Raw genomic sequence first — 21,589 nt, forward strand, 5'->3', positions numbered from 1 at the left:
CGGCGCGGACAATCGGTCGCCGGGCCCTGGTCAGCCGCCCGCCTGCGCCAGAAGCCGGCGGATGATCGGCCGCACCTCGCCGACCAGGTGCAGCGACCCGGTGACCAGGATCCAGCCTCCCGGCGCCGCGACTGCCTCGGCGCGGGCCAGCGCCTCGCCGGGGTTCGCGATCGCCTCGGCGGCCAGCCCGGCGGCGGCGGCCAGATCGTACAGCTCGTCCGGTTCATAGGCCGGCGGGCCGCCGGCCGCGCGGGTGCAGATCACGATGGCCGCCCGCTGCTTCAGCACGGCCAGCATCTCGGCCGCCTGCTTGTCGCGGCCCAGCCCCAGCACCGCGGCGCAGGGGCCGGCCAGATCGGGCATGGCCTCCAGGTCGGCCAGCACCGCCTCCAGGTTGAACGGCACATGGGCGCCGTCCAGGACCACCGGCACCGGCAGGTCGAACCGCTCCATGCGGCCGGGAAGCCGCGCCGCGTCACGGGTCGGGCCGTCCAGCAGCCAGCCGGCGACCGGGCCGGGCGGCAGGTCCGGCCGCCGGATGGCGACGCCACGGCGGCCGATCTCGTCCAGCACCGCCCGCGCCAGCCCGGCATTGCTGTCGGCGATCGTCAGCCCGGGCCCGGGGGAGGGGCGGAACAGGACCGGGCAGCCCAGCGCCTCCGCCTCGGCCCGCACCACCGCCCCGGCCTCGCTGTCCAGCGCCACACCGGTGACCAGCGTCGCGCCGGGCTTGAGGATCCCGACCTTCTGACCGGCGATAGCGGCGTGGCTGGTGCCCAGCACGGCGGTGTGCTCCAGCCCGACATTGGTCAGCACCGCCACCTCGCCGTCGACGACATTGGTCGAATCGGTGCGGCCGCCCAGGCCGCATTCCAGCACCGCCCAGTCGACGCCCGCGGCGGCGAAGGCCAGGATCGCCGCCAGGGTCTCCAGGTCGAAGCGGGTGGCAGCCTGGCCCGGGCTGTCGCGCCGCACCGCGTCCTGCCGCGCCGCCCAGGCCTGGTCCAGCGCCGTCGCGAAGGCGGCCTCGTCGATCTCCCGCCCGCCGAAGGTCACCCGTTCGGTGATGCGCTCGATATGCGGCGACGAGAAGCGGCCGACGGCGAAGCCCGCCCGATGCAGCCCGGCCTCGACCAGCGCGGACACCGAGCCCTTGCCCTTGGTGCCGGCGACATGGACCGTGCGGAACCGACGCTGCGGCTGCCCGAGATGGGCGAGCAGGTCGCGCAACGGGTCAAGCCCGACCGGCATGCCGGCGCGGCGGTCGCGGCGTTCCCAGTCGACCACGCCGTCGAGCTGCGAGAGCGCGGCGGCAAGCGCGCCGGTGGGGGCGTCATGGGTCATCGCGGATGATCCGGTGTCGACGGGACGGGAAGGGGAGGCGGGCATTCACCAATAGGGGGCCCAGGGTCCCCAGGGGCCGGCATTCCAGTTCAGGGCGGCATTCTGGTTCAGCTGCGCCGCCTGCTCCTGCTCGTCCGCGATCCGCTTCTCGAACACCAGCTTTTGGTAGCGGCCATAGGCGGCCTGGTCGCCGACATAGAGGCAGCCGCAGATCGTCGGGTCGGCATAGACGTAGGAGACGGCGCCGTTGCGCAGGCTGGAGACGAATTTGTGCGGCGGCAGCCCTTTCAGCGACGCGATCCGGTCGGGCGTGTCGGCCGGCCGCAGGCTGAAGCCGGCGGCGGCCAGCATGTCCTCGCGCTGCCCGATCGCAGCCGGCGAATTGGCACAGGCGCCGAGCAGCAGGGCGGTGCCGACCAGGGCCGTCAGGTGAATGGGCTTGAGCATGTCCGGTTCCTCTCCTGCTGGGCGGGGGCGCCTGTCACCCCGCGCCCCGACACTGTCTGAGGATATCCCCGAGATGGGCGTCCGGCGATGCCCTTCCCAGCGGCCGGAATGCCGCATGGCCGTGAAGATCTCCCAGGATTCCTGCCGGCTGCGCGGGACATAGACGAACGTCGACTACGTCCTTGCCCGGTCCGCTTGGTAGGATTCGTCAACCCTGGCGCCGGGCCTTGTGCGGAATTCTGCCCGCGACCGGCACCAAGGACCGAACGATCAGGGAGGACCGGTCCATGACCGCCACATCGGACGTCGCCTACAGCGGCGCCGCCAGCGACCCTCTCACCAAGGGGGAAATACGCAAAGTCATCTTCGCATCGTCGCTGGGGACGGTGTTCGAGTGGTATGACTTCTACCTCTACGGCGCCCTGACCGCGGCGATCGCCAAGAACTTCTTCTCCGGCGTCAACCCGACCGCGGGCTTCATCTTCGCCCTGCTGGCTTTCGCCGCCGGCTTCTTCGTCCGGCCATTCGGCGCGCTGGTGTTCGGCCGCCTCGGCGACCTGGTCGGCCGCAAATACACCTTCCTGGTCACCATCGTGATCATGGGCGTGTCGACCTCGGCGGTCGGCTTCCTGCCGGGCTATGCGTCGATCGGCATCGCAGCACCTGCGATCCTGATCCTGCTGCGCCTGCTGCAGGGCCTGGCGCTGGGCGGCGAATACGGCGGCGCCGCGACCTATGTCGCGGAGCATGCGCCACAGGGCAAGCGCGGCTTCTACACCGCCTGGATCCAGACCACCGCGACGCTGGGCCTGTTCCTGTCGCTGATCGTCATCCTGGCCTGCCGCATGTCGATGGACGCCGCGGCCTTCGACGCCTGGGGCTGGCGCATCCCGTTCATGGTCTCGATCGTCCTGCTGATCGTCTCGATCTGGATCCGGATGCAGCTGAGCGAATCGCCGCTGTTCCAGAAGATGAAGGCCGAGGGCAAGACGTCCAAGGCGCCGCTGACCGAGGCCTTCGCCAACCGGGGCAACCTGAAGATCGTGGCGCTGGCCCTGTTCGGCCTGACCATGGGCCAGGCCGTGGTCTGGTACTGCGGCCAGTTCTATTCGATGCTGTTCCTGACCAACACGCTGAAGGTCGACGCCCAGACCGCCAACCTGCTGGTGGCCGCAGCGCTGCTGGTCGCCACGCCGTTCTTCCTGGTGTTCGGCGCCTTGTCCGACAAGATCGGGCGCAAGCCGATCATCATGGCCGGCTGCCTGCTGGCGGTCCTGACCTACTTCCCGCTGTTCCAGGGTCTGACCCACTACGCCAACCCGGCGCTGGAGGCGGCGCAGGCGTCGTCGCCGGTGACCGTCATCGCTGACCCGGCCGAATGCAGCGTGCAGTTCAACCCGGCCGGCACATCGAAGTTCACCAGCTCCTGCGACATCGCCAAGGCCTCGCTGGTCAAGGCCGGCGTGCCGTACAGCAACCAGGCAGGCCCGGCAGGATCGAAGGCCGAGATCGATGTCGGCAGCACCCGCATCGCCGCCTATGACGCGACCGCGGCGGATGCGGCGACTGTCGGTCCCGTCTTCAACAAGGGCCTGGCCGACGCGCTGAAGACTGCGGGCTATCCCGAGAAGGCCGATCCGGCGCAGATCAACCACTTCATGGTGTGGCTGATCCTCTTCGTGCTGGTGCTGTACGTCACGATGGTCTACGGCCCGATCGCGGCGATGCTGGTCGAGATGTTCCCGACCCGGATCCGCTACACCTCGATGTCGCTGCCCTACCACATCGGCAATGGCTGGTTCGGCGGCACCCTGCCGGCGATCGCCGTCGCCATCGTGGCCGGCACCGGCAACATCTACAGCGGGCTGTGGTACCCGATCATCATCGCCGGCGTCGCACTGGTGATCGGCACGCTGTTCATCAAGGACACCCGGCACGTCGACATCCGCAACAACTGATACCAGGCCCCGCCGATCCCGACTCGTCGAGATCGGCGGGGTTCCGCGCACTCCCGCCGGCCAGGCCGGCGCTTGTGTCTTCCCTGAGGCCGCGCCCACAATGGGCGCGGCCTTTTGTCTGGGGGAAGATGACCGACGCCACCGTTGTCCTGATCGCCGACGACCATCCCATGGTCCGGCGCGCCCTCGCCGAGACCCTGGCCGAGGTGATGCCGGCGCCCGTCCGTGTCATCGAGGTCGGCAGCTTCGCCGAGATCGCGCCGGTGCTGGAGCGGCAGGCGGTCGACCTCATGCTGCTCGACCTGTCGATGCCGGGGATGAACGGCTATGGCGGCCTGGCCTCGCTGCGCGCGTCCTTCCCCACGGTGCCGGTGGTGATGGTTTCGGCCAATGAGGATCCCGGCGTGATCCGCCAGGCCATGGAGTTCGGGGCCTCGGGCTACCTGCCGAAATCGACGCCGCTGGCCGGGATCGGCGAGGCGATCGAGACCGTGCTCGGCGGCGGGCTGTGGTTCCCCGATGCCTTGGATGCGCCGCCGTCGCCGGGGGAGCTGAGCCGCCGCGTGGCCGAGTTCACGCCGCAGCAGCTGCGGGTCGTGCTGCTGCTGGCCGAAGGCAAGCTGAGCAAGCAGATCGCCTTCGAGATGTCGATCACCGAGGCCACGGTGAAGGCCCATCTGTCGCATGTCTTCCGCAAGCTCGGGGTCCAGAGCCGGACCCAGGCGGTGATCGCGATCAGGCAACTCGGTCTGTTCGGGCCGCTGCCCGATTAGACTGATCGCTCGGTCAGCGATTTCGCCGCGATCTGCACCAGCAGCGCCCGCAGCGCCGCCGGCTTCAGCGGCTTGTGCAGCAGCGGCAGCTTCCGGGCGGCGGCCGCTTCCTTGAGCGCGTCCGTGCGGTCGGCCGTGACCAGGGCGGCCGCCAGCGGAGCCCCGAACATCGCCTCCAGGGCATCGAGCACGTCCAGCCCGGTTTCCGTGCCGGCGAGGTGATGGTCCAGCAGCACGGCGTCCGGCGGCCGACCCTGGCCGGCCATGGCGTCCAGCGCGCCGGCGGCATCGGTCACGGTGACCACGGCGCAGCCCCATTGCTCCAGCAGCGCCCGGGTCGCCGTCAGGATGCCGCGGTCGTTGTCGACGCACAGGACCAGCCGGCCGTCCAGGCTGGTCGCCGGCGACCGCCGCCGGGGCTGGGGTGACGGCCGGGCCGCCAGGGCGCCGTCCGCGGCCGGCAGGGCGATCTCGAACACGCTGCCGCGGCCCGGCCAGGACCGCACCGAGACCTTGTGTCCGAGCATCGCCGCGATGCGGTCGACGATGGCCAGGCCCAGGCCCAGCCCCGCCGGTTCGTCGTCGGCGGCGCCGTCGAGACGGCGGAACTCCTCGAAGATGGTGCCGATCTGCTCCGGCGCGATGCCGGGCCCGCTGTCCCAGACCTGGATCATCACCTGGCCGGCACGGCGGCGGCACCCGACCAGGACAGTGCCCTGGCGGGTGTAGCGCACCGCGTTGGACACCAGGTTCTGGACGATCCTTCGGATCAGCGCCGGATCGGTGACCGCCAGCGCCGTCGACGGCACCACCCGCAGGCGCAGGCCGCGGCGGCGTGCCACCGGCTCGAATGGCAACGCCGCACCGCGCAGGATCTCCTCGACCGCCACCGGCCGCGGCTGGGGCTGCAAGGCGCCGGCATCCAGCTTCGACATCTCCAGCAGTGCCTGCAGCAGCTCCTCGACCGCGCCGAGCGAGCCGTCGATGTGCCGCACCAGCGGCGCCTCGGGCCGTCGCGCCAGCCGTTCCGCCAGGGTGGCGGTCAGCAGCCGGGCGGCGTGGAAGGGCTGCAGCAGGTCGTGGCTGGCGGCGGCCAGGAATCGGGTCTTGCCCAGGTTGGCGGCCTCGGCGGCGGCCTTGGCCGCGGTCAGCTCCTGGTTCAGCGCGGTCAGCTCGCGGGTCCGCCCGGCCACCCGACGCTCCAGCGTTTCGGCGGTCTCGCGCAGGGCGGCCTCGGCCCGGCGCTGCTCGGTGATGTCCTGGTACAGGGTGAAGAAGCCGACGATGCGGCCGGTCTCGTCGCGATGCGGGATGTAGGTCCCGTGCGCCAGTTCGACCCCGGCGGACGTGAAGTCGATCTCGAACTCCTGGCGCCGCCCGGCCAGCACCGCGTCGACCCGCGGCTTCAGCCGGGCATAGCGTTCCTCGCCCAGCGCGGTGCGGATTGGCAGGCCGTTGGCCTGGCCGCGCTCCAGCCCCAGCGCTTCCTCATAGGGACGGTTGGTGAAGCGGTAGTGTTCGTCGCGGTCGACATAGGCGATCAGCACCGGGACGTTGTCGGTGTAGATGCGGATCCGGCGCTCGCTCTCGCGCAGCGCGTCCAGCGTCGTCACCCGCTCGGTGACGTCGGTGCAGACCAGCACGAAGCCGCCATCGGGCATCGGGTTGGTCTGCAGCTCCAGCACCCTTCCGTCGGCGCTGCGCCGCTCATGGCTGTGGGTCTGGTGGCGCAGCGCCGGGTCGCGCTGCTCGTGCAGCAGCACCGAAAGGTCGAACAGCGCGTCCCGGCCATGGCCGGGTTCGACCAGGGCCTCCAGCGGCATGCCGGTCCGCACCAGCGGCTCCATCAGCTCCAAGAGCGCCACGAAGCGGCCGTTCCAGGCGGCCAGGCGCAGGTCGCGATCGAACACGCCGATGCCCTGGCCGATGTTCTCCAGCGTCGCGCTCAGCAGGTCGCGGTTGAACAGGATGGCTTCGGACGCCTGGCGCAGCAGGGTCTGCGACCGGCCGATCGAGGTCCGCTGCCGGCGGATGGTGGCGGCCACCATGATCCGTGCGGAGGCGGCGCCGATCGCGCCGCTGAGCAGGCGTTCGGTGTAGTCGGCCAGGTCGCGGTCGCGCAGCATGGCGGCCGGGCCGCCGAAGGCCAGGGCCGCCTTCTCCGCCCCGACGAAGCGGCCGACCAGCCGCTTCAGGTCGTCGAAGGCGGCGGCGCGGTGCGGGGTGCCGGGGCCGCGCCGGGCCTCGATCGCCGGCGCGACGAAGGCGTCGGCCTGCTGGCGGTCGCGCTCGCCGGCCCGCACCAGCAGCGACACGCCGACCAGCAGGGCGGTGTTGAGCGACAGGCTCCAGAAGGCGCCGCGGGTCAGCGCGTCGAAGCCGTCGACCATGCCCCACAGCAGCCCCTCGGTGCCCAGCAGCGAGGCCCCGTCGGCATCGGACACGGACGGCACCAGGAAGACCGCGACCCAGATCAGGAAGCCGCCGGCCATGCCGGCGAAGGCGCCGTGGCGATGCGCCCCCCGCCAGTACAGCCCGGCGATCAGGGCGGGGCCCAGCTGGGCCACGGCGCAGAAGGCGATCAGGCCGATCGCGGCCAGCGGCAGCCGCCCGCCGATCACGGCGTAATAGCCATAGGCCAGCAGCAGGATGGCGAGGATGGCGATGCGGCGGACGCGCAGCAGCAGCAGGCCCAGCGCGCCGTCGCTGCGCGAGGCGGCGCCGCTGCGCAGCAGCAGCGGCATCACCAGCTCGTTGCTGATCATGGTGCTGAGCGCGACGGTCTCGACGATCACCATGCCGGTCGATGCTGACAGCCCGCCCAGGAACACGGCCAGCGACAGCAGCGGTTGGTCCGCCGCCACCGGCAGCGCCAGCACGAACAGGTCGGGGTCGGCGGCGGCGCCGAGGGTCAGCATCCCGGCGACGGCGATCGCCGGCACGAACAGGTTGATGGCGCCGAGATAGGCCGGGAACAGCCAGCTGGCGGTGCGCAGGTCGGCCGGCCGGCCCGCCTCGACCACGGCGACATGGAACTGGCGCGGCAGGCAGATGAAGGCCAGCGCCGACATCACCGGGATCGACACCCATTCCGGCCCGATCGAGAACCCCTCGACCCGCGCCCGCAGGTCGGCATGGTCCATCAGCCGCGTCGCCAGGTCGCCCGGCCCGTCGAACATGACGAAGGTGACGAACACCCCGGCCGCCAGCAGCGCGCCGAGCTTGACCAGGGATTCGAAGGCGATCGCCAGGATCATGCCCTGGTGCCGCTCATTGGCCTGGACGTGGCGGACGCCGAACAGGATGGCGAACACCGCCATGGTCAGGGCGACGTAGAGCGCGGTGTCGGCCCAGAAGGGTGGCGGCGCGCCCAGCTGCCGGGCGGCCTCCGGCCCCGCCGCCAGCGCGCCGAAGCTGAGCGACACCGCCTGCAGCTGCAGCGCGATGTAGGGCAGCACCCCGACCAGGGCGATCACCGTCGCCATGGCGGCGACCACGCGGCTCTTGCCGTAGCGGGCGGCGATGAAGTCGGCCACCGAGGTGATGTTCTGGATCCGGGCGACGCGGATGATCTTCCGCATCATGGGATAGCCCAGCACGATCACCAGGATCGGCCCGACATAGATCAGGGTGAAATCCAGCCCGTGCGACACCGACCGGCCGACGCCGCCATAGAAGGTCCACGAGGTGCAGTAGACCGCCAGCGACAGGGCATAGACCAGCGGCTCGCGCAGGCCGGACCGCCAATAGGGCGCGTTGCGGTCGCCGAGGAAGGCGACCGTGAACAGCAGCCCGAGATAGCCCAGGGCGATCGCCCAAAGCAGCCAGTCCGCCACCGCGCCCCCGTTCCCGACCCCGCCGGCTCCCGCGGCGTCCGCCCCAGGCTAGCAGAATGCGCCGCCGGCCGAAGCCCGGACGTGGCCGGGCCGCTCAGGCCTGGCCGGCGAAGCGTTCGATCAGCCAGCGCGCCGCCGGCCCCGGCGGGGTGTCGGTGCGATAGGTCATCTGGAAGGTGTAGACGCCCGGCCGCCAGTCCGGCAGGTCCAGCGCCACCAGCCGGCCGGCGTCGATGTCGCCGCGCACGATCGGCTCGGGCATCCCGCCCCAGCCCACCCCGGCCAGCAGCAGCGCGTGCTTCGCCCCGAGGTCGGCCAGCCGCCACGTCTTCACGCTGGCGACGGCGAAATCACGCCCCCGGGTCAGGGGCGAACGGTCGGTCAGCACCAGCTGGATGTGGTCGCGCACCTCTCCCGGCAGGCGGGACCCCGGGCGGGCCAGCGGATGGAAGGGGGCGGCGACCGCCAGCATCCGGACCGCGCCGATCTGCAGCCGCTCGGTGCCCTCGGTGCGGATGTTCAGCGGCCCGGTGATGCCGATCGTGGCCGTGCCGTCGAGCACCAGCTGGGTGACCGCGCCCAGCGCCTCGACATGCAGGCGCAGCGGCACGGTCGGGAACTCCAGCTGGAAGGCCTGCAGGGCGTCGACCAGCCGGGCGGTCGGCAGCATCACGTCGACGGCCAGCGAGACTTCCGGCTCCAGCCCCTCCAGCAGCCCCTTCACCCGCGCCCGCAGCTTGTCGACGCCATCGGCCACCGCCCGCGCCTCGGCCAGCACGGCCTGGCCCGCCTGGGTCAGTTCCGGCCTGCGGGTCGTCACCCGGTCGAACAGCGGCACGCCGAGCTGGGCCTCGAGATGGTCGATCGCATAGGTGACGGCCGAGGTCGCGCGATTCAGCCCGCGGGCGGCGGCCGCGAAGCTGCCGGCTTCGGCGACGGCAAGCAGCACCCGGATCTGGTCGAAGGTCGGGAGTCCGGGTTCTGACATTTCTAATCTCTTGAAAAGATCATTCGATATTATACGGATTTTTCGAATATGCGAATGCCCCTAGGGTCCTCTGCCGCCGAACCCTCCGGTCCCTCAGAGCGAAACCCAGGACATATCGACATGAATCCCTCGACATCCCTCGTCCCGGCCGTCGGCCGGCTGCTGCTCGCCCTCCTCTTCCTGCTCAGCGGCTTCGGCAAGCTCGCCGCGCCCGAGGCGACCATGGGCTACATCAGCATGGTCGGCCTGCCCCTGCCGCAGATCGCCTACGCCGTCGCCCTGCTGATCGAACTCGGCGGCGGGATCCTGCTGCTGGTGGGCTTCCAGACCCGCGTCGTCGCCCTGGTCCTGGCCGTGTTCTCGGTGGTCACGGCCCTGTCGTTCCACTTCGACTTCGGCGACCAGAACCAGATGATCCACTTCCTGAAGAACATCGCCATCGCCGGCGGCTTCCTGCAGGTCGTCGCCTTCGGGGCCGGCAGCTTCAGCCTGGACGCTCGCCTGGCCGCCGACAAGCCGGCCACCGCGGGTGCTTCGGCCAGGGGCTGACCGGCCGCTGCTCCATCCCGTCCTCGAATGCTTGGTTCGAGGACGGGCAGCCAGGATTCAGACCGCCGCTTCGAGCGGCCGGATCTCGCCGGTGGTGCCGTCGGTGAGGCCGAGATCGGTGACATGCGGCCCCGGATTGCAGGCCAGGCTGGCGCCGGTCACGGCCTTGAAGGTGCGGTAGGGCGGCTGCCAGTCGGCAATCCCGCCCGCCGCCGCCTTCAGCGCGGCGAAATCGCTGGCCACCTCGGTCGCCGGCGCGTCCGACAGCAGGCCGCAGACCGGCAGCGCCACCAGCGCCGTCACCGCGCCACCCTCGGCCACCGCCATGCCGCCGCCCGCCGCGATCACCGCATTGGCCGCCGCCGCCATATCGGCCGGATCGCGGCCGAACACGGTCAGGTTGTGGCTGTCATGCGAAATGGTGGTGGCCAGCGCGCCGCGCCAATGGCCCCAATCGTCCAGGATGCCGATCTGCGGCACCGCCGGGCGCCGGCCATGGCGGTGGATCACCGCCATCAGGATCTTGTCGTCCGACAGCACCACCGTGCCGTCCTGAACCGCCACCTCCAGCGCGCGCCATTCGGTGAAGCGCGGCCGGAAGATCGAATTCACCACGGCGGCGTCCCGGCCGGGCAGCCGCAGGACGAAGTCGTCGGCGGTCAGCGGCGCGACCTTGACGCTGTCGTGGAAGGCGTCCGCCGGCCGGCCGAGCGGCCCGGTGGTCAGCCGACCATCGACCGCGACCTCGCGGCCGGAGGCGAAGACCCGCTCGACGCCGAGCGTCTCCAGCCCATCAAGGATGACAAGATCGGCGCGGCGGCCGGGCGCGACCAGCCCGAGGTCGCGGCGCCCCAGCCGCATCGCCGCATTCAGCGTCGCCGCCCGGATCGCATCGATCGGTTTCATGCCGTAGCGGATCAGCCGCCGCAGCACATCGGCGATGCCGCCGACCGCGACCAGATCGTCCGGAAAGATGTCGTCGGTGCAGATGGTCAGGGTCTGCGGCAGGTGGGGCAGGGTGGCCAGCGCCGCCACCGCGCCGGGCAGCACATAGTCGTGCGACCCGCGCAGCTCGATGGCGAAGCCGGCGCGCAGCTTCGCCAGCAGGTCGTCGCCGGAGGTGACCTCGTGGTCGGACTGGATGCCTGCGGCGGCGAAGCCCTGCAGCGCCGCGCCCTCCAGCCCGCGGGCATGGCCGCAGACCAGCTTGCCGCTGGCCAGGCCGGCGCCGACCACGCCCTGCATCGGCTCGCTGCGGTCCAGCACGCCGCGCATGTTCATCACCTCGGCGACGCCGGTGATGTCGGGCCAGCGCAGCATCTCCGCCATCTCGCCGCCGGCGAAATCGGCGCCGCCGACCTCCAGCCCGGGGGCGGAGGGCACGCAGGACGGTGCCAAAGTGAGGATGCGCAGCGGCAGGTCGCGCCCGGCATCGATCGCCCAGCGCACCCCCGCCAGCCCGGCGACGTTGCCGACCTCATGCGGGTCCCAGCAGATCGTGGTCGTGCCCTGCGGCACCACCACCTCGGCATAGCGCCGCGGCGTCACCATCGAGCTTTCGACATGCATATGCGTGTCGATCAGCCCGGGGGCGACGAAACGGCCGGCGGCGTCGACGGTGCGTGCCGCGTCGCTGCGGCCGCCCGGCGCATGCACGCTGGCGACCAGGGCTCCGACCAGGCCGATATCGGCGGCGCGGATCTCCGACGTCGCGACATCGATCAGCCGGCCGCCGGTGATCAGCACATCGAAGGGCTCCAGCCCCCGGGCGGCGCGCACCGCACGGTCGCGCAGGCTGGAGTCGTCGAGGTCATGGGGTTCATGGGTCATGACGGCAGCCTCGGTTGGGCGGAAAACGCGGCGCGGTCGAGCGCGCCGAGCACCAGGGCGCGGATGCGCGTGACATCCGGCACGGTAGCGATATCGGCATTGGCCGGCGCCTTGCGCGGCACCCGCCATTCCACGACGGTCATGCCGCGGGTCAGGCGGCCGGACAGTTCGGCATCCAGCCGGGCCGGGCGGAAGGCGACCGTCTCCGGCTCCAGATAGGCCGCCGCGGCCACCGGGTCGTACAGCGTGTGCGGCGCCGATCCGTCGGGCTGGATGATGCGGGCATAGCCGTCCAGCAGGTCGCCCAGCACCGCGGCCTTGTCGCCGCCCACGGCGCGCAGGCGGTCGGCATCGGCCACCGACACCTGCACCGGCCGGCAGGCATCGAGCCCGACCATCGCGATCCGGACGCCGGCATCGATCACCAGCTGGATCGCCTCGGGGTCGACGGCAGCATTGAATTCGGCGGTCGCGGTGTGGTTGCCCGGTCCGGCACTGCCGCCCATCCAGACCAGGCGGCCGATGCGGGGCGCCAGATCCGGCCGCGCGGCCAGCAGCGCGGCGATGTTGGTCAGCGGCCCCAGCGCGAGGATGTCGCCGCCGCCGCTTTCGAGATAGCGCGCCAGGGCCGGCAGCGCGGGCTCGGCGGACAAGGCGGTGTCTGCTTCGGGGAAGCGGCGGCCGGTGCTGGGCATGCCGCTGTCGCCCAGCGCATAGGCGGCGGTCATCAGCGCGCCGACCAGCGGCCGGTCGCGGCCGGGATGGATCGGCATGGTCCAGCCGAAGAAGCCGGCGGCGTCGCTGGCGTTGCGCGTCACCCGCTCCAGCGGGGCGTTGCCGGCGACCAGCGACAGGCCGGCGATGGCCACGTCGGCCGCATCGGCCACCATGGCGATGGCGACGATGTCGTCGAAGCCCATGTCAGTGTCGATCCAGACCTGGCGCATGGCGGTCACTCCCGTTCCATCACGGCGGCGGCGGCGAGCGGCAGATCGAAGGCGATGTCCGCCCCCGCCGCATGTCGGGGCGCCGCCGCTGGCACCTCGGCCTTCACCGGCCCGGCCGGCGTCTCCAGCAGGTATTCGACGGTCTGGCCGAGATAGGACACGCCGCGGACGCGGCCCTGGTGCGGCCCGGTGCCCAGCGCCACCGCCTGCGGCCGCCAGCCCAGCGCCTTCGCCGTCTCCGGCAGGGCGAAGCTAGGCGCCAGGCTGCCGCCGGACGCAGCCAGCCGGCCATGCTCGACCGCAAAGGTGTTCTCGAAGCCCATGAAGCGGGCGACGAAGGGGGAGCAGGGCGCTTCGTAGATCGCGTCGGGCGTGCCCATCTGCTCGATCTTGCCGGCGCGCATGACGATGATGCGGTCGGCCAGCGCCAGGGCCTCCGACTGGTCATGGGTGACATAGATCATGGTGATGCCGAGTTCGCGCTGCAGCCGGCTCAGCTCGCTGCGCATCTCCAACCGCAGCCGGGCGTCGAGGTTGGACAGCGGCTCGTCCAGCAGCAGCAATTGCGGCTCGACCACGATCGACCGGGCCAGGGCGACGCGCTGCTGCTGCCCGCCGGACAATGCCTTGGGCAGGCGCTGGCCGAAATCGGCCAGGCCGACATTGGCCAGCGCTGCCGTGACGCGACGGCCGATCTCGCCACCCGGCAGACGCTTCAGCCGCAGGCCGAAGGCGACGTTCTCGAACACCGAGAGATGCGGGAACAGCGCGTAGGATTGGAACACCAGCCCGACGCCGCGCTTGTTGGCCGGCACGCGGGTGATGTCGCGCCCGGCCAGCGTGATCCGCCCGGCCGCAGGCGCCATCAGCCCGGCGATCGCCCGCATGGTCGTGGTCTTGCCGCAGCCGGAGGGGCCTAGCAGCGCGACCAACTCGCCCTGGCCGAGCGAGACGCTCAGGCTATCGACCGCGACCTGGCCGCGATAGGCGAGGGTCAGGCCGTCGAGACGCAGGAAATCCTCAGACATAGCGCGACAGCCCCAGCAGGCGTTCGGCGACCAGCACGATCGCCAGCGACATCAGCGCCAGCAGACCGGACAGGGCGGCGACCGACGGGTCGTAGTTGAATTCCATGTAGAACATCATGTCGATCGGCAGGGTCGACACCCCCGGGCCGGACAGGAACAGCGACACCGGCACCTGGTTGAATGAGGTGACGAAGCCGATGACGAAGGCGGCCATCACGGCGCTGCGCACATTGGGCAGCACCACCCGGAAGAAGGCGCCGGCCCGGCTGGCGCCCAGCAGAACCGCCGCCTCCTCCATGTCGACGCGGAGATTGCGCAGGCTGGCCGACACGATGCGCACGGCATAGGGCACCAGGAGCGCGGTGTGGGCGACGAACAGCGCCGCGATCACGGGGATACCGGCCGGGATCACCAGATGCCGCAGCAGGGCCAGGCCGACGATGATGCCGGGCACGATGATCGGCGCGGTCACCACGGTGCGGATCACCTCGCGCCCCGGCACCTCATAGCGTTCCAGCGCATAGGCGGCGGGGATGCCGAGCAGCAGCGCCGCGCCGGTGGCGCCGAGCCCGAGCGCCAGCGACAGGGCGAAGCTGGACCGGAAGCTCTCGACCTCGAACACCTTGGCGACCCAGCGCAGCGACAGCCCCTGCGGCGGGAAGGACAGGGTCTCGCCGCCCGACAGCCCGGCGATGCAGATCAGCAGGAACGGCCCGATCAGGAACACCATCACGGCGAGAAGCAGGATGCGGCCGGCGATGCGCATCAGCCGGCCCTCCGCCGCGCCGTGGCCAGCCGCTTCAGCACCACATTCGTCAGGATGCTCATGCCGATCAGGATCACCGCGATCACGCCGGCCGCGGCATAGTCATTGGCGACCGAGACGCGCTGGTACATCAGCGTCTCCAGCATCAGCACCTTGGACCCGCCGAGGATCGCCGGGGTGACATAGGCGGTGAGCGAGCCGACGAAGACCAGCGTGCCGCCGACCACCAGCCCCTCGCGGGTCAGGGGCAGCAGGATGCGCCGGAACACGGTCCACCAGGATGCGCCCAGCACCCTGGCCGCCGGCACCACATCCGGCGGCAGGTTCTCCAATGCGCTGACCAGGGGCAGCACCATCAGCGGGAAGAACAACTGGATCAGGCCGATGAAGATCGCGGTTTCCGAGAACAGGAAGCGGATCGGCTCGTCGGTCAGGCCGATCCCGGTCAGCGCCACGTTGACGATGCCGGTGCGGCCCAGAATCACCAGCCAGGCATAGGTCCGCGCCACCGGCGAGATCATCAGCGGCAGCACCAGCAGGCCGACCAGCTTGCCCTTGGCACCGGGCGAGGCGTCGACGATCACCAGCGCCACGGCATAACCGACCACCGCCGACACCGCGGTGACCGCCAGGCCCAGGCGGAAGGTGCGGAAGAACACGTCGCGGTTCAGCGGCTGGGCGAAGAAGTTGGTGAAGTTCTCCAGCCCCCAGCCGGCGGCCGACTGGAAGCTGCCGGCCAGCAGGATCGCGACCGGCAGCAGGAAGCCGACCGCGACGAACAGCGCCGCGGGCGCCATCAGGGCCAGGCCGATGCCTCGTCGTTCGAACATGGCGCCCGTCCTCCGCGTCCTTCCGGGGCCTACTGGGTGACCTTGGCGTTCCAGCCGGCGACCCAGGCATCCCGGTTCTCCAGCATGTCCGCCGGCTTGATGAAGTGCAGGCTGGCGGCGGTCTCGGCGCCATAGGTCAGCGATTCCGCGGTCGCGGCCGGCACCTCGACATTCTTGTTCGCCGGGCTGTCGACCAGGTCGGTGGCCAGCCGGGTCTGCACTTCCTTGGACAGCCAGTAGTCGATGAACTTCAGCGCCAGCGCCTCGTTCCTGGTGCCCTTGACCAGGGTCAGCACGTTCATGCCGCCGGTCTGGCCCTCGCTCGGCGTCGCCCATTTGATCGGCAGGTCCAGCTTGCGGATGTTGGCCCAGCCGAAGCGGCCGACCACCGCTGCCAGGATCTCCTCCTGCTCGAACAGCTGCGGGATCTGCGACCCGCGCTCGTAGAAGGTGACGACGCCCTCGCGGTTGGCGGCGATCGCGTCGATCCCGGCCTTCAGGTCGGGCGTGGTGCCGCCCTCGGCCTTGTCGATCATGTAGATGGCGGACGGGCCCTGGGTGGTGGTGATGTTCGGCAGGGCGATGCGGCCGGCCAGCTCCGGCTTGAACAGATCCTTCCAGCTGGTGATCGACACCTTGTCCGAGCGGTAGACGATGCTGGTGGAATAGAAGGTGTAGCCGACCGCCATGTGGCCGCCGAGCGGGTCCTGGGCGATGTCGTACAGCGCGTTGTAGTTGGCCAGCTTCGAGACATCGATCGGCTGGACCAGGTCCTTGCGCACCGCCTCCAGCGCGTTGAAGTCGGCGATGGCGGCGACGTCGATCACCGGCGCCGCCTTGTTGGCCTCCAGCTTCGCCAGCCGCTCGCTGCTGTTGCCGGTCTCGACCACCAGGGTGCAGCCGCAGGTCGCCTCGAACGGGTCGTACAGGTCCTTCTTATAGGCGTCCTGCGCGATGCCGTAGACCGAGATGGTCAGGGTCGGGGTCTCGGCGAAGGCGGGCAAGGCCATGCCGAGAAAAGCCAGCGCAGCGCCGGCGGCAATCCGTGTCGTCCTCATGATGCACCCCCTGTCAGGTGTTGGTTCTTGTGGCGTGGCTTTGCCGTCGACGCCCGCAGCACGAGGTCGACGGGGAAGAGGCGGCTACCCTGGCGTTCGCCGGTGGCGACGGCCAAAGCGTGGTCGGCGATGGCGGCGAGGTCCTGCCGCACCGTGGTCAGCGGCGGCGACACGATCCTGGCCCAGACCAGGTCGTCGAAGCCGGTGACCGAGATGTCCTGCGGCACCCGCACACCCCGCGCGGCCAGGGCGGTGACGAAGCCGATGGCCAGGGCGTCATAGGCGGCGGCGCAGGCGGTGAAGCCGGCCGGGTCGGCCGCCGTGCCGATCTCGGCGCCGGCCTCGAAGCTGGTGGTGGAGTGCCGGAGCTGCGGCGCGATGCCGGCGGCTGTGAAGACCTCGATCATGCCGGCGGTGCGTTCCTGCGCCACCTTCGAATCCTTCGGTCCCGCCAGGAGTAGGATGTCGCGGTGGCCGAGGTCGGCGAGGTGACGGGCGACCTGCCGTCCGCCGTCGCGATGGTCGCTCGACGCGGTGTTGCCGCGGGTGGCGGCGCTGTCGATCACCGCGACCGGCACGGGCTGGGTGCCGGCTTCGACCGTCGTGCCGCGGGTCGGGATGATCACCAGCGCGTCGATGCCGCGGCCGATCAGGTTGTCGATCTCCGCCGCCTGGCCCTCGGCCGTACCCAGGCTGTCGCCGACCAGCACGGCGAAGCCGCGGCGCTTGGCGGCGCGCTCGATCGCCTGGGCGAAGATCGGGAACAGCGGTTGGCCGAAATCCGGCACGATCAGGCCGATGGTGGCGCTGCGGCCGGTGCGCAGGGCGCGGCCGGCATGGGCGGGGATGTAGTGCAGCTCCCCCGCCAGCGCCCGGATCCGGCCGGCCAGCTCCGGCGACAGCCGGCCCTTGCCGCGCAGCGCGTTCGACACGGTCGCCCTGGACACGCCGAGGCGGCGCGCGAGGTCGAGCATGGAGGGCGGGCGGCCGGGCATCGGCTGGCCTGTCACAGCGGGTTGATTACACGATTAATCAACCATTTGGGCCGGATCGGCGCAAGCCGGAATCACAACCCCCTTGCCAGGTGCCACCGGATTCGGGATGATACGTATCAGTAATACGTATCACTAGGCCGAGATGGACAGCCCCAAAGCCCGGCGCATCACCCAGCGCGACGTCGCTCGCCTTGCCGGCGTGTCGCAGACGACCGTCTCGATGGTGTTGAACGGCACGCCCTCGCCCTCGATCCCGGCCGAGACCTGGGAGCGGGTGCAGAAGGCGGTGCGGGACCTCGGCTATGTCCCCAATCGCTGGGCCCAGGCGCTGAAGACCAGCCGGACCATGACCATCGCCTGCGTCGTGCCCGACATCTCGAACCCGTTCTACCCGGCGCTGCTGCGCGGGCTGCAGGCGGTGGCCGACGATGCCGGCTACGACGTCATCACCATCAACACCGACGGCACGGCCGAGCGGGAGCAGCGCTTCATCAACTGGAGCCTGGAGGGCCGCGTCGACGGCATCGTTGGCGTGTTCTTCACGCTGCGCGCCACCGAGTTCAAGCCGCTCACCGATGCCGATATCGGCGTCGTCCGCATCGAATCCCGGCCCAAGACGGGCGGGCCGCTGCCGGTCGACAACCTCTATGTCGACAATGAGGCCGCCGCCGCCGAGGTCACGCGCTATCTCGTCGGGCGCGGCTGCCGCCGCATCGCCATGGTCGCCGGCATCGGCGGGCCGCAGGACGGCCGCCGCCACGGCTACGAATCGGCGCTGGTCGCGGCGGGCGGCACCCCGATGATCGTCGCCGACCAGGAGTTCACCGAGGAGGGCGGCCATCGCGCCGCCCGGGCGCTGCTGGCGCTGTCGGACCGGCCGGACGCCATCTTCGCGGCCAACGACCTGATGGCGATCGGCGCCATGGCGGCGGCGCGAGAGGCGGGGCTGTCGGTTCCCGGCGACGTCGCCATCGCCGGCTTCGACGACATCTTCGCGGCCCGGCTGGTCACGCCGTCGCTGACCACCGTCTCGCAGTTCCAGTACGACCTCGGCAAGGCGGCCGCCGAAGTGCTGCTCGATCGCCTGCAGCGCGGGAATGCGGCCCCCGGCACGAGCCAATCGATGCCTTTTCGCCTGATCGAACGGGATTCGACCTGAAACGGGCCTGAACGCGCCCGGAGCACACAAGGGAGGAGCAAGCCATGTCGAGCCTGAAACACCTTGCCGCCGCGGCCGGTCTCGCCGCCGTGGCCCTGGCCGCCGCGACCGCATCGGCCCAGGACAAGAAGCCGATCACCTGGTGGTACGAGACCGCCGCACCGGAGAACCAGGAGAACCTGCAGACCATCCTGGTCGACCCGTTCAACGCCGCCCATCCCGACCAGAGCCTGTCGATCGACTTCCGCGGCGCGGAGCTCGACAAGCAGCTGCGCATCGCCATGCTGTCCGGGTCCGGCCCCGACGTCGTCTACACCGCCGGCCCCAGCTACGTCGCCGCGATGGCCCAGGCAGGGCAGCTGCTGCCGCTCGACGACTATGCCGCCAAGCTCGGCTGGAACGACCGGCTGCTGCCGATCTTCCTGGAGATCGGCAAATACGACGGCAAGCTGTACGCCCTGCCGAAGACCTATGAGACGCTGGGGCTGTTCTACAACAAGACGCTGTTCGACAAGAATGGCTGGCAGCCGCCGAAGACCATCGCCGAGTTCGAGACGCTGGCCGACGCCATGCTGGCGAAGGGCATCGTGCCCTTTGCCGCCGGCAATGCCGACTGGCGGCCGGCCAATGAACACTACGTCTCGATCGTCCTGAACTCGATCGCCGGGCCGGACAATGTCTACAAGGCGCTGACCGGCCAGATCCCCTGGACGGCGGAGCCCTTCGTCAAGGCGATCGACACGCTGAACAAGTGGTGGCAGGCCGGCTATTTCGGCCCGAACTACTTCTCGCTGACCGGCGAGCAGGCCTTCGCCCAGGTCGCCACCGGCCAGGCCGGCATGGCGCCGACCGGGACCTGGAACTTCACCAACGTCCCGCGCTACTTCCCGGCCAACAATGCCGAGCCGGCCTTTGTCGGCTTCCCCAGCGCCGAGGGCGTGCCCTATCCGATCTACGCGCTCGGCGTCGGCTCGACCTTTTCGATCGCTGCGACCTCGCAGAACCCTGATGGGGCGGCCGCCGTCATCGACATGGTGTTCAGCGACAAGTTCTACGGCGACATGAACTCGGCCTGGCAGGGCGAATGGAACACGCCGCTGAAGGACCTGTCCAAGGTGACGATGGCCGACAGCGTGCTGCCGCTCTACGGCCAGACCATGAAGAACCTGGCAGGGGCGGTTTCGGCCGGCCAGTACGGCTACACCACCTGGACGTTCCTGCCGCCGGCGACCGACACCTATGTGGTCAGCGGCATCGAGGAGGTGTGGCTGGGCAAGATCACCACCGCCCAGTTCCTCGAGACGCTCGACGCGACCTTCAAGCAGGACCGGGAGCAGGGCAAGGCTCCGGCGATTCCGAAGCGGTGAGCACTATCCGCCGCGCCCGACAGCCGGAGGCCGCCATGTGGCTGTACCTGGTCCCGACCTTGGCGATCAACCTCGCGGTCATCCTGATCCCGGCGCTGCTGACGGTGGCGCTGGCCTTCTTCCGCTGGGACGGGATCTCGACCCCGGTGTTCATCGGCCTCGGCAATTTCTCGGCCCTGCTGAACGACGGGGTGTTCTGGACAGCGCTGCAGAACAACCTGATCTGGACTGCGATCTTCCTGGTGGTGCCTATCGCGATGGGGCTGCTGGCCGCCGCCATGCTGCTGGTGGCCCGGCGCGGCAGCACCTTTTTCCAGGTGATCTACTTCCTGCCGGTGATCATCGCCACGGCGATCACCGCCCGGGTGTGGCAGGGCATGATCTACAGCCCGGTCACCGGCGTGTTCGGGCTGCTGCAGAAGACCGGGCTGCCGCTGACCAACCCGCTGTCGCAGCCATCGCGGGCGCTGTTCGGCGTGGCGACGGTCGATCTCTGGCACTGGTGGGGCTTCCTGTGCGTGATCTTCTTCGCGGCGCTGCGCCAGGTGCCGCAGGAGCAGATCGAGGCGGCCCGCCTCGAAGGCGCGAAGTTCTTCCAGATGATGCGCTACGTGCTGCTGCCGGCGATCCGCCCGACCATCACGCTGATGATGATCATGACGGTGATCTGGTCCTTCCTGGTGTTCGACTTCGTCTACATCCTGACCCAGGGCGGGCCGGCCTTCTCCAGCGAGGTGCTGTCGACGCTGGCCTACCGCAAGGCGTTCTACGACCTGAATGTCGGGCAGGCGGCGGCCGCGGCCCTGGTGATCAGCCTGTTCGGTCTGGTCGCGACCTTCTTCTACATCCGCCTGCAGTCGAAGGAGGGCGCGTCATGAGGCTGGTCGAAAGCCGGGCGACCCTTGCGGTCAGCTATGTCGTGCTCGGCATCGGCGCCTTCACCGCCCTGTTCCCGATCGCGCTCCTGGTCCTCAACGCGCTGAAATCGGCGCCGGAGATCCTGCTGAACCCGCTGGCGCTGCCGCAGACGATCCGCTGGGACAACTTCGCCCGGGCCTGGAAGGATGCGCGGTTCAGCCAGACCTTCGTCAATTCGGCGGTGCTGACCGCGCTCACCATCTTCCTGGTCTGCACCACCGGCTCGGCCTCGGCCTATGTGTTGGCGCGCAAGAAGATCAAGCGATGGAAGATCGTCACCTTCTACCTGCTGGCCACCACCACGGCGCCGATCCAGCTGTTCCTGTTCCCGCTGTATTTCGGCTTCGCCAAGCTGGGGCTGATCAACAACGTCTTCGCGGTGTCGCTGGTCTACACCGCGATCTACAGCCCCTTCGCGATCATGCTGCTGCACACCTATTTCCAGGCGGTCCCGCGCGAGATCGAGGAGGCGGCGCTGGTCGACGGCGCCACACATTGGCAGGTCTTCGTGCGGGTGATGCTGCCGATGGTCTCGCCCGGCATCCTGACCGTGGCGCTGATCATCGGCCTCTACTCCTGGAACGAGTTCCTGATCGCCACGACCTTCCTCCAGCGCCAGGACAAGCTGACGGCCGTGGTCTCCTTCTTCCTGCTGTCAGGCCAGTACAGCTCCGACTGGGGCGAGATCATGGCCGCGGCGCTGATCGTCGTGCTGCCCATCGTCGTCCTGTTCGTCGCGCTGCAACGCCGCTTCATCGAAGGCATGGCCGGCGGCTCGGTCAAAGGCTGAGCCCCT

18 protein-coding genes are annotated in these 21,589 nt (G+C 70.2%); 7 read left to right on the forward strand and 11 right to left on the reverse strand.

Annotation, left to right across the window (positions count from 1 at the left end):
* Positions 1 to 30: 30 nt before the first annotated feature.
* Together AB4112_RS29980 and AB4112_RS29985 are read right to left on the reverse strand one after the other, a co-directional pair.
* Positions 31 to 1,344 carry a bifunctional folylpolyglutamate synthase/dihydrofolate synthase gene (locus tag AB4112_RS29980; RefSeq protein ID WP_441724950.1) on the reverse strand — a complete coding sequence of 438 codons (1,314 nt, stop codon included), beginning with the start codon at positions 1,342 to 1,344 and terminating at the stop codon, positions 31 to 33.
* 45 nt (positions 1,345 to 1,389) lie between these two features.
* Positions 1,390 to 1,791 (reverse strand): hypothetical protein, encoded by a 402-nt coding sequence (locus AB4112_RS29985; protein WP_441724953.1) that lies wholly within the window; start codon positions 1,789 to 1,791, stop codon positions 1,390 to 1,392.
* A 287-nt stretch (positions 1,792 to 2,078) separates the two neighbouring features.
* On the opposite strand from AB4112_RS29985, the gene AB4112_RS29990 reads away from it, so the two are divergent.
* Together AB4112_RS29990 and AB4112_RS29995 are read left to right on the forward strand one after the other, a co-directional pair.
* Entirely contained in the window at positions 2,079 to 3,749 is a 1,671-nt protein-coding gene (locus AB4112_RS29990) for an MFS transporter (protein ID WP_309796938.1), read from the forward strand.
* 128 nt (positions 3,750 to 3,877) lie between these two features.
* Positions 3,878 to 4,522, forward strand: coding sequence for a response regulator (locus tag AB4112_RS29995; protein WP_441724956.1), 645 nt, complete (start codon positions 3,878 to 3,880; stop codon positions 4,520 to 4,522).
* Here AB4112_RS29995 and AB4112_RS30000 read toward each other — a convergent pair.
* Together AB4112_RS30000 and AB4112_RS30005 are read right to left on the reverse strand one after the other, a co-directional pair.
* Entirely contained in the window at positions 4,519 to 8,358 is a 3,840-nt protein-coding gene (locus AB4112_RS30000) for a NahK/ErcS family hybrid sensor histidine kinase/response regulator (RefSeq protein ID WP_441724958.1), read from the reverse strand. The two genes, AB4112_RS29995 and AB4112_RS30000, sit on opposite strands and share 4 nt — an antisense overlap.
* Positions 8,359 to 8,452: 94 nt before the next feature.
* Positions 8,453 to 9,346 (reverse strand): LysR family transcriptional regulator, encoded by an 894-nt coding sequence (locus AB4112_RS30005; RefSeq protein ID WP_441724961.1) that lies wholly within the window; start codon positions 9,344 to 9,346, stop codon positions 8,453 to 8,455.
* A 120-nt stretch (positions 9,347 to 9,466) separates the two neighbouring features.
* Between AB4112_RS30005 and AB4112_RS30010 the strand changes: the two genes are divergently transcribed.
* Positions 9,467 to 9,895 carry a DoxX family protein gene (locus tag AB4112_RS30010; RefSeq protein WP_441724964.1) on the forward strand — a complete coding sequence of 143 codons (429 nt, stop codon included), beginning with the start codon at positions 9,467 to 9,469 and terminating at the stop codon, positions 9,893 to 9,895.
* Between the two features lie 57 nt (positions 9,896 to 9,952).
* Here AB4112_RS30010 and AB4112_RS30015 read toward each other — a convergent pair whose 3' ends face one another.
* Genes AB4112_RS30015 through AB4112_RS30045 form a run of 7 tightly spaced genes read right to left on the reverse strand, consistent with a single transcriptional unit; the run spans position 9,953 to position 17,328 of the window.
* Positions 9,953 to 11,725: an adenine deaminase gene (locus AB4112_RS30015; protein WP_441724967.1), complete on the reverse strand. Its 1,773-nt coding sequence runs from the start codon at positions 11,723 to 11,725 to the stop codon at positions 9,953 to 9,955.
* Positions 11,722 to 12,672, reverse strand: coding sequence for a nucleoside hydrolase (locus AB4112_RS30020; RefSeq protein WP_441724970.1), 951 nt, complete (start codon positions 12,670 to 12,672; stop codon positions 11,722 to 11,724). The genes AB4112_RS30015 and AB4112_RS30020 overlap by 4 nt, the downstream gene beginning before the upstream one ends.
* Before the next feature lie 5 nt (positions 12,673 to 12,677).
* Positions 12,678 to 13,700, reverse strand: coding sequence for an ABC transporter ATP-binding protein (locus tag AB4112_RS30025; RefSeq protein WP_441724973.1), 1,023 nt, complete (start codon positions 13,698 to 13,700; stop codon positions 12,678 to 12,680).
* Positions 13,693 to 14,466 carry an ABC transporter permease gene (locus tag AB4112_RS30030; RefSeq protein ID WP_441724976.1) on the reverse strand — a complete coding sequence of 258 codons (774 nt, stop codon included), beginning with the start codon at positions 14,464 to 14,466 and terminating at the stop codon, positions 13,693 to 13,695. Before AB4112_RS30030 ends, AB4112_RS30025 begins: the two co-directional genes overlap by 8 nt.
* Positions 14,466 to 15,296 (reverse strand): ABC transporter permease, encoded by an 831-nt coding sequence (locus tag AB4112_RS30035; RefSeq protein ID WP_441724978.1) that lies wholly within the window; start codon positions 15,294 to 15,296, stop codon positions 14,466 to 14,468. Before AB4112_RS30035 ends, AB4112_RS30030 begins: the two co-directional genes overlap by 1 nt.
* 29 nt (positions 15,297 to 15,325) lie before the next feature.
* On the reverse strand, positions 15,326 to 16,354 hold the full coding sequence (locus AB4112_RS30040; protein WP_441724981.1) for an ABC transporter substrate-binding protein: 1,029 nt from the start codon (positions 16,352 to 16,354) through the stop codon (positions 15,326 to 15,328).
* The gene (locus AB4112_RS30045) at positions 16,351 to 17,328 is read right to left on the reverse strand and encodes a LacI family DNA-binding transcriptional regulator (RefSeq protein WP_441724984.1); all 978 of its coding nucleotides are present in this window, start codon (positions 17,326 to 17,328) and stop codon (positions 16,351 to 16,353) included. Before AB4112_RS30045 ends, AB4112_RS30040 begins: the two co-directional genes overlap by 4 nt.
* A 163-nt stretch (positions 17,329 to 17,491) precedes the next feature.
* Between AB4112_RS30045 and AB4112_RS30050 the strand changes: the two genes are divergently transcribed.
* Genes AB4112_RS30050 through AB4112_RS30065 form a run of 4 tightly spaced genes read left to right on the forward strand, consistent with a single transcriptional unit; the run spans position 17,492 to position 21,583 of the window.
* A complete protein-coding gene (locus tag AB4112_RS30050) occupies positions 17,492 to 18,508 on the forward strand; it encodes a LacI family DNA-binding transcriptional regulator (RefSeq protein WP_309796961.1) in 1,017 nt (338 codons plus the stop codon).
* Between the two features lie 44 nt (positions 18,509 to 18,552).
* Positions 18,553 to 19,875, forward strand: coding sequence for an ABC transporter substrate-binding protein (locus tag AB4112_RS30055; RefSeq protein WP_309796963.1), 1,323 nt, complete (start codon positions 18,553 to 18,555; stop codon positions 19,873 to 19,875).
* Between the two features lie 35 nt (positions 19,876 to 19,910).
* Positions 19,911 to 20,753 (forward strand): carbohydrate ABC transporter permease, encoded by an 843-nt coding sequence (locus AB4112_RS30060; protein WP_309796965.1) that lies wholly within the window; start codon positions 19,911 to 19,913, stop codon positions 20,751 to 20,753.
* Positions 20,750 to 21,583, forward strand: a complete 834-nt coding sequence (locus tag AB4112_RS30065) for a carbohydrate ABC transporter permease (RefSeq protein ID WP_309796967.1) — start codon at positions 20,750 to 20,752, stop codon at positions 21,581 to 21,583. Before AB4112_RS30060 ends, AB4112_RS30065 begins: the two co-directional genes overlap by 4 nt.
* The last annotated feature ends 6 nt before the right edge of the window (positions 21,584 to 21,589 follow it).

Source organism: Inquilinus sp. 2KB_23 (genome assembly GCF_052115705.1).
GTDB lineage: Bacteria > Pseudomonadota > Alphaproteobacteria > DSM-16000 > Inquilinaceae > Inquilinus > Inquilinus ginsengisoli_A.